The organism is Pseudomonas sp. (genome assembly GCF_050739775.1).
In the GTDB taxonomy this organism is placed as follows: domain Bacteria; phylum Pseudomonadota; class Gammaproteobacteria; order Pseudomonadales; family Pseudomonadaceae; genus Aquipseudomonas.
Genome location: NZ_JBOICA010000079.1, coordinates 1 through 10047, shown reverse-complemented (window position 1 = coordinate 10047; position 10047 = coordinate 1). Strand labels below are relative to the sequence as shown.

Sequence of the window (10047 nt, the reverse complement as noted above, 5' to 3'; positions counted from 1 at the left end):
CACTTGGTCGCCCTCATGCAGTTGCGCTTCACTTCGTTCGCTGTGGTCAGCTCACGGCGGGACTTTCACCCGCAAGATTGCGCCCATGCTGGGCGCACAACAAAAACGCCCCCGGCCTTGCGACCGGGGGCGTTTTCGTTTCAGCCAGACTTAGTTAGCCTTGGCTTTCTTGGCAGCGCGGGTACGCTCGCCTTCGTCGAGGATCTTCTTACGCAGACGGATCGACTTAGGAGTCACTTCGCACAGCTCGTCGTCCTGGATGAATTCCAGAGCCTGTTCCAGGGTGAAGCGAACAGGTGGAACCAGAGCGATAGTTTCGTCTTTACCGGAAGCACGCATGTTGTCGAGCTTCTTGCCCTTGGTAGGGTTGACGCCCAGGTCGTTGTCACGGCTGTTCAGACCAACGATCTGACCGTTGTAGATCTCCTGACCGTGCTCAACGAACAGCTTGCCGCGAGCCTGCAGGGTTTCCAGGGAGTAGGTCAGTGCCTTGCCGGTCTCTACCGATACCAGTACGCCGTTCTGACGACCGGACATGTGGCCGGACTTCATCGGAGCGTAGCGATCGAAGATCGAGGTCAGGATGCCTGCACCGTTGGTCAGGGTCAGGAACTGGTTACGGAAACCGATCAGACCACGGGCTGGAATGTTGTATTCCAGACGTACACGGCCCTTGCCATCCGGAACCATGTTGGTCAGGTCGCCTTTACGCAGACCCATTTCTTCCATGACCTTGCCCTGCGAATCTTCAGGGATGTCGATGGTGACGTTTTCGAACGGCTCGTTCTTGACGCCGTCGACTTCACGGATGATTACTTCCGGACGACCAACGCCCATTTCGAAGCCTTCGCGACGCATGGTTTCGATCAGCACCGACAGGTGCAGCTCACCACGGCCGGAAACCTTGAACTTGTCAGCCGAGTCGCCTTCTTCAACGCGCAGTGCAACGTTAAACAGCAGCTCTTTGTCCAGACGTTCCTTGATGTTACGGCTGGTGACGAACTTGCCTTCTTTACCGCAGAACGGCGAGTCGTTGACCTGGAAGGTCATCGAAACGGTTGGCTCGTCGACGGTCAGTGGCTTCATCGCCTCAACGGCGTCCGGGGAGCACAGGGTGTCGGAGATGAACAGCTCGTCGAAACCGCTGATGCAGACGATATCGCCAGCCAGGGCTTCTTCGACGTCAACGCGGTGCAGACCGTGGTGACCCATCAGTTTGAGGATACGGCCGTTACGCTTCTTGCCGTCGACGTCGATAGCGACAACCGGGGTGTTCGGCTTGACGCGACCACGAGCGATACGGCCAACCCCGATAACACCCAGGAAGCTGTTGTAGTCCAGTGCCGAGATTTGCATCTGGAACGGACCGTCACGGTCAACAGACGGCGCCGGTACGTTGTCGACGATCGACTGGTACAGCGGGGTCATGTCTTCGGCCATTTCGGTGTGGTCCAGACCGGCAATGCCGTTCAGGGCCGAGGCGTAGACGACTTTGAAGTCCAGCTGTTCTTCGGTGGCACCGAGGTTGTCGAACAGGTCGAAGATCTGGTCCAGAACCCAGTCAGGACGCGCGCCCGGACGGTCGACCTTGTTGATCACGACGATTGGACGCAGGCCGGCTTCGAAGGCCTTCTTGGTCACGAAACGGGTTTGCGGCATAGGGCCGTCTTGGGCGTCGACCAGCAGCAGCACCGAGTCGACCATCGACATTACACGCTCAACCTCGCCACCGAAGTCGGCGTGGCCGGGGGTGTCGACGATGTTGATGTGGTAGCCGTTCCAGTTGATGGCGGTGTTTTTCGCCAGAATGGTAATACCGCGCTCTTTTTCCTGGTCGTTGGAGTCCATGACGCGCTCGTCGTTGAGCTCGTTACGCTCCAGAGTGCCGGACTGACGCAGGAGTTTGTCGACCAGGGTGGTTTTACCATGGTCAACGTGGGCGATGATGGCGATGTTACGCAGATTTTCGATCACGTGTGTATCTCGATCAGAGGATTCGGGTTGCCGCCCAGTCTAGGCGGCGAATATGAATGAATGGCGCTCAACGGGCCCGCAGGTCGGGAGGGCGATGGCGGATGCTCCCGCCATATAGCCCCGGCGTTTTATGTCGGACGATAAACGCGCACATTGGCATGTCCCTCACTGAGCAAATGATGGGCATGCAGGCGACTCATCACACCCTTGTCGCAATACAGCAGGTACTGGCGCGTGGCGTCCAGCTCCTTGAAGCGACTGTTCAGGGCGTAGAACGGCAAGGCCTTGACCTCGATGCCGTCCAGTTCCAGGGGCTGGTCTTCCTGGGCATCAGGATGGCGAATATCAATCACCACCTGCCCGGCCAGCGCCTGGCTGACTTCTTCGATCTGGATATCCTGGCCGAGTTCATCGATCACATTGTCGATGGACACCAGGCGAGCGCGCTCCAGGGCGCGCTCGAGCACAGCCATGTCGAACTGCTTCTCTTCATGGTCAACGCGATGACGCTTGGCACAGGTGGTCGGGTTCACCGAGATCACGCCGCAGTACTCAGGCATGTGCTTGGCGAACTCGGCGGTGCCGATCTGGTTGGCCTGGTCGATGATGTCCTGCTTGTGGCTGGCCAGCAGTGGACGCAGTACCAGCTTCTCGGTGGCCGAATCGATCACCGCCAGGTTAGGCAGAGTCTGGCTCGACACCTGAGATATCGCTTCACCGGTCACCAGCGCATCGATTTCAAGCCGGTCGGCAATGTTGGTCGCCGCACGCAGCATCATGCGCTTGAGGGTCACGCCCATGTAGCTGTTGTCGACCTTGCCGAGAATCTCGCCGACCACTTCTTCGAACGGCACGCTGACGAACAGTACGCGCTGGCTGCTGCCGTATTTTTTCCACAGGAAGTGGGCGACTTCCATCACCCCTAGCTCGTGGGCACGGCCGCCAAGGTTGAAGAAGCAGAAGTGGGTCATCAGGCCGCGACGCATCATCTGGTAGGCCGCCACGGTGGAGTCGAAACCACCGGACATCAGCACCAGGGTCTGCTCCAGGGCGCCCAGCGGGTAACCACCGATACCCTTGTGCTGGTTGTGAATCACGTACAGGCGCTTGTCACGCACCTCGATGCGCACCTCGACCTCGGGGTTGCGCAGGTCGATACCGGCGGCGCCGCACTGCTGGCGCAACTGGCTGCCAACATAACGGTCGACGTCCATCGAGGTGAAGTCGTGGTGACCGCCACGCTTGCAGCGTACGGCGAAGCGCTTGCCAGCCAGCAGGTGACCGAAGTGCGCCTTGCACTTGGCGACGATGTCGTCAAAGTCACCCAGCGGGTACTCGTCAACCTGCAGGAAGTGAGCAATGCCCGGCATGCAGGTCAGGCGCTCGGTCATCTCACGCAAGACTTTCTCGTCCTCGCTGCGGGTGACCACCTCGAGGTTGTCCCAGACACCGTCAACCGCGAGCGCAGGATCGAGGTCCTTGAGCACGGTACGGATGTTGCGGCCCAGCTGACGGATGAAGCGCTTGCGAACCGGGCGGCTCTTGATGGTGATCTCTGGGAAGACTTTTACGATTAGTTTCATGAAAAACTGTGCGCGAGCTGCCGACTAAAAAAGTGGGGCGCGGATTATAGCGGAAATTGCTCAAGGTTTAACCAATTATCGTACAGAAGGTTTTGCTCGCACCAAAATGAGGCGCCGCGCTTCATTTGCGCCTCTTAAGAGTGCAGAAAACCACCCGTATTTCAGGCTCACGCCCCTGGAATGCTTGGGAATCGGGCAAAAAATCCAAACCGGGGCACTGGCATGCAATTTGCTCCCTTGTGAGGCAGGTTGCCTTGGCCGACTATTCGCGCCCGGCATCACCCAAATTCAAGGGCTGCACAGGCAAGCTCTACCCCACCCGGAGGACACTATGTCGAAGTCGGTTCAACTCATCAAAGATCATGACGTTAAATGGATTGATCTGCGCTTCACTGACACCAAAGGCATTCAACATCACGTGACCATGCCGTCTCGTGATGCGCTGGATGAAGATTTCTTCGAAGCCGGCAAGATGTTCGACGGCTCCTCCATCGCTGGCTGGAAAGGCATCGAAGCTTCCGACATGATCCTGATGCCGGACGACTCCTCCGCCGTACTTGACCCGTTCACCGAAGAGCCGACCCTGATCCTGGTCTGCGACATCATCGAGCCTTCGACCATGCAAGGCTATGACCGCGACCCACGCGCCATCGCCCGCCGCGCCGAAGAGTACCTGAAGACCACCGGTATCGGTGACACCGTGTTCGTCGGCCCAGAGCCTGAGTTCTTCATCTTCGACGAAGTGAAGTTCAAGTCCGACATCTCCGGTTCGATGTTCAAGATCTACTCCGAGCAAGGCTCGTGGATGTCCGACCAGGACGTCGAAGGCGGCAACAAAGGCCACCGTCCAGGCGTCAAAGGCGGTTACTTCCCTGTGCCTCCGTTCGACCACGACCACGAAATCCGTACTGCCATGTGCAACGCCATGGAAGAAATGGGCCTGGTCATCGAAGTACACCACCACGAAGTGGCAACTGCCGGCCAGAACGAAATCGGCGTGCAGTTCAACACCCTGGTGAAAAAGGCTGACGAAGTTCAGACCCTGAAGTACTGCGTGCACAACGTTGCCGACGCTTACGGTCGCACCGCCACCTTCATGCCTAAGCCGCTGTACGGCGACAACGGCTCGGGCATGCACGTGCACATGTCCATCTCCAAAGATGGCAAGAACACCTTCTCCGGCGAAGGCTATGCCGGCCTGTCCGACACCGCCCTGTACTTCATCGGCGGTATCATCAAGCACGGTAAGGCCCTGAACGGCTTCACCAACCCGGCTACCAACTCCTACAAGCGTCTGGTACCAGGCTTCGAAGCGCCGGTCATGCTGGCCTACTCGGCTCGCAACCGTTCCGCCTCGATCCGTATCCCTTACGTTTCCAACCCGAAAGCCCGTCGTATCGAAGCGCGCTTCCCGGACCCGGCGGCCAACCCATACCTGTGCTTCGCGGCACTGATGATGGCCGGTCTGGACGGTATCCAGAACAAGATCCACCCAGGCGACGCCGCCGACAAGAACCTGTACGACCTGCCGCCTGAAGAGGCGAAAGAGATCCCACAGGTTTGCGGCAGCCTGAAAGAAGCCCTGGAAGAGCTGGACAAGGGCCGTGCGTTCCTGACCAAGGGCGGCGTGTTCTCCGACGACTTCATCGATGCCTACATCGCCCTGAAGAGCGAAGAAGAAATCAAGGTCCGCACCTTCGTACACCCGCTGGAATACGAGCTGTACTACAGCTGCTAATTCCGTGACGGTGTAACGCCATAAAAGAGAGGCCTCCTTCGGGAGGCCTTTTCTTTTTCTGACAAACGTATGCGAATCAGCTGACAGGTAAAAAGACTTAGGAACGGCACACTGACAGTTTCTTCTTTGGAAGCCTCGTCATGCGCATACTCCTGCTTGTTCCGCTGCTCACTCCCCTTTTTCTCGTGCAAGGTTGTTCTCCGTCGACAAACGACCGCCTGCAGCAGTTGCTGGATACCGTGGAACAACGCCTGAACTTCGCCGAACCCATTGCCTTGAGCAAATGGCACTCTGGTCAACCGGTAGAAGATAATTCCCGTGAAGCTAGTGTCATTGCCAGCGCCAAAGCCCAAGCCTCGAACTTCAAACTTGATAGCCAGCGGGCAGCCGAGTTTATGGACGACCAGATTCAAGCCAACAAACTGCTCCAATACTATGCGCTAGTAAGCTGGTTGGAGGCTGGCAGCGCCCCGCAAGCGGCGCGTGCCGATCTAGCTCAATTGCGCCCGCAATTGGATCGGCTGCAAGAAACCATGCTCAGTGCGCTAGCTGAATTCGACCGCAATCCACCCGAGCCCTGCCTTCAAGTGTTGGATCAAGCCATCAACCAACGCGAATCGAACAGCACTCGGGTAATGGCATTGAGATCCGCCACTGCCCATTTGTGCTTCAACGAGTGACTGTTCCTCTATGCTCTATATTGGTGCACGCAATAGCCTGCACCTAAGCAAATCAGCCCATTTTGGTTCAAGAAAACCGCCAGATCAGGGCTTTGTAGCCATATTTAGCGCAAATACAGGTCTTTATCCGGCAAATCCGCTTCTTTTCGGAGCCTTGGTTTGTTTTTTGCATTTTCTTCTCACCAGCAGACAACCAGCGCCCGCGACCCTGGCCCAGCCGGGGTCGTCATGAGCCAAAAGAGGTCACAGACGCCCCATGACCATCAGCGATGCCCTGCACCGACTGCTACTGGACAACCTGACTACAGCCACCATCCTGCTCAATGCCGAGTTGCGCCTTGAGTACATGAACCCGGCAGCGGAAATGCTCCTGGCCATCAGCGGCCAGCGTAGCCATGGGCAGTTCATCAGCGAGTTGTTCACCGAGTCTCCTGAAGCGCTCAATTCCCTGCGCCAGGCGGTGGAGCACGCGCACCCGTTCACCAAGCGCGAAGCGCAACTGACCTCCCTGACCGGGCAAACCCAGACCGTCGACTATGCGGTAACGCCGATCCTCAGCAGTGGCCGGACCTTGTTGCTGCTCGAGGTACACCCCCGCGACCGGCTATTGCGCATCACCAAGGAAGAGGCCCAGCTGTCCAAGCAGGAAACCACCAAGCTGCTGGTGCGCGGCCTGGCCCATGAGATCAAAAACCCGCTGGGCGGTATTCGCGGCGCAGCACAATTGCTGTCGCGGGAATTACCCGAGGAAGGCCTCAAGGATTACACCAATGTGATCATTGAAGAGGCTGACCGCCTGCGCAACCTGGTCGACCGCATGCTCGGCTCGAACAAACTGCCGTCGCTGGCGATGACCAACATCCATGAAGTACTCGAGCGGGTCAGCAGCCTGGTCGAGGCCGAAAGCCAAGGCGGCATCACCCTGGTGCGTGACTACGACCCGAGCCTGCCGGACGTATTGATCGACCGCGAGCAGATGATCCAGGCCGTCCTCAATATCGTGCGCAATGCCATGCAGGCCATCAGCGGCCAGAACGAACTGCGCCTGGGCCGCATCAGTCTGCGCACTCGGGCCATGCGCCAGTTCACCATCGGCCACACCCGCCATCGCCTGGTGGCCAAGATCGAGATTATCGACAACGGCCCGGGCATCCCGGCCGAACTGCAGGAAACCATCTTCTACCCCATGGTCAGCGGTCGCCCGGACGGTACCGGGCTGGGCCTGGCCATTACCCAGAACATCATCAGTCAGCACCAGGGCCTGATCGAATGTGACAGCCATCCAGGCCATACCACTTTCTCGATCTTTCTGCCGCTGGAACAAGGAGCCACCGCCTCATGAGCCGAAATGAAACCGTCTGGATCGTCGACGATGATCGCTCCATCCGCTGGGTCCTGGAAAAAGCCCTGCAACAGGAAGGCATGACCACCCAGAGCTTCGACAGCGCCGACGGGGTCATGAGCCGCCTGGCTCGGCAGCAGCCGGACGTGATCATCTCCGATATCCGCATGCCCGGCGCCAGCGGCCTGGACCTGCTGGCACAGATTCGCGAAAAGCACCCGCGCTTGCCGGTGATCATCATGACTGCCCATTCGGACCTGGACAGCGCGGTGGCGTCCTATCAGGGCGGTGCTTTCGAATACCTGCCCAAGCCGTTCGACGTCGATGAGGCGGTATCGCTGGTCAAACGCGCCAATCAGCATGCCCAGGAACAACAAGGCCTGGATGTCGCCCCGAGCCTGACCCGCACCCCGGAAATCATCGGCGAGGCGCCGGCGATGCAGGAGGTGTTCCGCGCCATCGGTCGCCTGAGCCACTCCAACATCACCGTGCTGATCAACGGCGAGTCGGGCACCGGTAAAGAGCTGGTGGCCCATGCCCTGCACCGCCACAGCCCACGTGCGGCCTCACCTTTTATCGCGTTGAACATGGCAGCCATTCCCAAGGACCTGATGGAGTCCGAGCTGTTCGGCCACGAAAAAGGTGCGTTCACCGGCGCGGCCAACCTGCGCCGCGGGCGCTTCGAACAAGCCGATGGCGGCACGCTGTTCCTCGACGAGATCGGCGACATGCCGGCCGACACCCAGACCCGCCTGCTGCGCGTACTGGCCGATGGCGAGTTCTATCGGGTTGGTGGCCATGTGCCAGTCAAGGTCGACGTGCGCATCATCGCCGCGACCCACCAGAACCTGGAAACCCTGGTGCAGGCCGGCAAGTTTCGTGAAGACCTGTTCCATCGCCTGAACGTGATCCGCATCCATATCCCGCGTCTGGCCGACCGTCGTGAAGACATCCCGACCCTGGCTCGCCACTTCCTCGGTCGCGCCGCCCAGGAGCTTGCGGTGGAGCCCAAGCTGCTCAAGGCCGAGACCGAAGAGTTCATGCGCAACCTGCCGTGGCCGGGTAACGTACGCCAACTGGAAAACACCTGCCGCTGGATCACCGTGATGGCCTCGGGCCGGGAAGTGCACATCGGCGACTTGCCGCCAGAACTGCTCAACCTGCCCCAGGACACCGCCCCGGTGACCAACTGGGAACAGGCACTGCGCCAATGGGCCGACCAGGCCTTGGCCCGTGGTCAATCGAGCCTGCTTGACAGCGCAGTGCCGAGCTTCGAACGGATCATGATCGAGACCGCCCTCAAGCACACTGCCGGCCGCCGTCGTGATGCCGCGGTATTGCTCGGCTGGGGCCGTAATACCCTGACCCGCAAGATCAAGGAGTTGGGGATGAAGGTCGATGGTGGTGACGAGGACGACGAGGTCTGATTTTTACGCGCTCACCGCACCGAAGCCGGGCCCGATGCACCGCCACAACGCACAAATGCCCGGTAAAACGCTGCTCCAGGCCCTAAACCCGCTTATTTTCGGGTTGCAACAAAACTGGCACACACCCTGCATTAGTATCAGCACTTCCAGTTTTGGGGGCCTTGGTACAGGCAGGCCGGGGATTCCCCTCTTTTATTCGCGCAGTCGCACCTGCACACGCCAACGCCCATCGTCCTCTGCACCGGCCCAGTTGCCGTGCAGGGGACGGGCCGCCACCAGCGTCACCAGCAACCCACCATCACTCTTCTGCACCCGCCAGCTGACCGGCTTGCCTTGCTGGCGCAGCTGCCCACGCGCGGCCTTGCCTTCGGCCTCGAACAGCAAGGCCAGGGTGCCGTCGACCTCTTCGCCGTGCAGCTTGGGCTCTTCGTTGAACCACAGGTCCAACCCACCCTCGACCACCTGCACCTGTTCCAGCACCCGCGGCTCAGGCGCGGTCAGGCGACCGATCATCAACCCCACCAACATGCCAAAGATCGCCAGGGAAAACAGCACACGCGGCCATAGCTGCGAACGCGGGTCCGGTTCAGGGGTAGAATGCTTGCCATCTTTAAATTCGGAGCCGTGCATGTTTCACGTCATCCTCTTTCAACCAGAGATTCCGCCGAATACCGGCAACATTATAAGGCTGTGCGCCAACAGCGGCTGTCACTTGCACCTGATCGAGCCTATCGGCTTCGAGCTGGACGACAAGCGCCTGCGCCGCGCCGGGCTGGACTACCACGAGTATGCCACCCTCAAGCGCCATGCCGACCTGCCCAGTTGCCTGGAAAGCCTCGGCCAGCCGCGCCTGTTCGCGTTCACCACCAAAGCCTCGCACCCCTACCACGAAACGGCTTTCCAGCCCGGCGACGCCTTCCTGTTCGGCCCGGAAAGCCGTGGCCTGCCTGCCGAAGTGCTGGACAGCCTGCCCGCCGAGCAGCGCCTGCGCCTGCCCATGCGCGAAGGCTGCCGCAGCCTGAACCTGTCCAACACCGTTGCAGTGACTGTCTACGAAGCCTGGCGCCAGCAGGGTTTTGCCTAAGCCAAGAAAAAAGCGCCCCTCAGCAGACTGTGTGAAAACACGCTGACAGGCCTTAAGCCAAACGCCCCGACTTGTTCGGGGCGTTTGTTTTTGGTAAGCGGCCAGCGAACACACCTTCAGAATCCCCGTATTAAGGGCGATGGTGTCCGCCTATCTTTAAGCGGACGCGATCACCCTTATCGCCAGGATTCTCATGCGCCAACGAAGCTCTTATCCAAA

At 59.4% G+C, this 10047-nt stretch carries 8 protein-coding genes; 5 read left to right on the top strand and 3 right to left on the bottom strand.

Annotation, left to right across the window (positions count from 1 at the left end):
- Positions 1-150 precede the first annotated feature (150 nt).
- Positions 151-1974: a translational GTPase TypA gene (typA, locus tag ACRESH_RS23885; protein WP_431744288.1), complete on the bottom strand. Its 1824-nt coding sequence runs from the start codon at positions 1972-1974 to the stop codon at positions 151-153.
- A gap of 128 nt (positions 1975-2102) precedes the next feature.
- A complete protein-coding gene (gene thiI, locus ACRESH_RS23880) occupies positions 2103-3557 on the bottom strand; it encodes a tRNA uracil 4-sulfurtransferase ThiI (protein WP_431744287.1) in 1455 nt (484 codons plus the stop codon).
- Positions 3558-3888: 331 nt separating this feature from the next.
- Between thiI and glnA the strand changes: the two genes are divergently transcribed.
- The 4 genes from glnA to ntrC all read left to right on the top strand — a co-directional run bounded on the left by glnA (position 3889) and on the right by ntrC (position 8744).
- Positions 3889-5295, top strand: a complete 1407-nt coding sequence (gene glnA, locus ACRESH_RS23875; protein WP_431744286.1) for a glutamate--ammonia ligase — start codon at positions 3889-3891, stop codon at positions 5293-5295.
- A 140-nt stretch (positions 5296-5435) separates the two neighbouring features.
- The gene (gene aroQ, locus ACRESH_RS23870) at positions 5436-5975 is read left to right on the top strand and encodes a gamma subclass chorismate mutase AroQ (protein ID WP_431744285.1); all 540 of its coding nucleotides are present in this window, start codon (positions 5436-5438) and stop codon (positions 5973-5975) included.
- 256 nt (positions 5976-6231) lie between these two features.
- Positions 6232-7317: a nitrogen regulation protein NR(II) gene (glnL, locus tag ACRESH_RS23865; RefSeq protein ID WP_431744284.1), complete on the top strand. Its 1086-nt coding sequence runs from the start codon at positions 6232-6234 to the stop codon at positions 7315-7317.
- The gene (gene ntrC, locus ACRESH_RS23860; RefSeq protein ID WP_431744283.1) at positions 7314-8744 is read left to right on the top strand and encodes a nitrogen regulation protein NR(I); all 1431 of its coding nucleotides are present in this window, start codon (positions 7314-7316) and stop codon (positions 8742-8744) included. The genes glnL and ntrC overlap by 4 nt, the downstream gene beginning before the upstream one ends.
- A 192-nt stretch (positions 8745-8936) precedes the next feature.
- Here the strand turns inward: ntrC and ACRESH_RS23855 are convergent, their stop codons facing one another.
- On the bottom strand, positions 8937-9374 hold the full coding sequence (locus ACRESH_RS23855) for a hypothetical protein (RefSeq protein ID WP_431744282.1): 438 nt from the start codon (positions 9372-9374) through the stop codon (positions 8937-8939).
- Here ACRESH_RS23855 and ACRESH_RS23850 point away from each other — a divergent pair.
- The gene (locus ACRESH_RS23850; protein WP_431744281.1) at positions 9373-9828 is read left to right on the top strand and encodes a tRNA (cytidine(34)-2'-O)-methyltransferase; all 456 of its coding nucleotides are present in this window, start codon (positions 9373-9375) and stop codon (positions 9826-9828) included. The genes ACRESH_RS23855 and ACRESH_RS23850 overlap by 2 nt on opposite strands.
- Positions 9829-10047 lie beyond the last annotated feature (219 nt).

Bases quoted from the DNA above. Each gene is read 5' to 3' on its own strand.
- aroQ (WP_431744285.1), top strand. From the start codon at position 5,436: ATGCGCATACTCCTGCTTGTTCCGCTGCTCACTCCCCTTTTTCTCGTG.
- thiI (WP_431744287.1), bottom strand. From the start codon at position 3,557: ATGAAACTAATCGTAAAAGTCTTCCCAGAGATCACCATCAAGAGCCGC.
- glnL (WP_431744284.1), top strand. From the start codon at position 6,232: ATGACCATCAGCGATGCCCTGCACCGACTGCTACTGGACAACCTGACT.
- ntrC (WP_431744283.1), top strand. From the start codon at position 7,314: ATGAGCCGAAATGAAACCGTCTGGATCGTCGACGATGATCGCTCCATC.
- glnA (WP_431744286.1), top strand. From the start codon at position 3,889: ATGTCGAAGTCGGTTCAACTCATCAAAGATCATGACGTTAAATGGATT.
- ACRESH_RS23850 (WP_431744281.1), top strand. From the start codon at position 9,373: ATGTTTCACGTCATCCTCTTTCAACCAGAGATTCCGCCGAATACCGGC.
- ACRESH_RS23855 (WP_431744282.1), bottom strand. From the start codon at position 9,374: ATGCACGGCTCCGAATTTAAAGATGGCAAGCATTCTACCCCTGAACCG.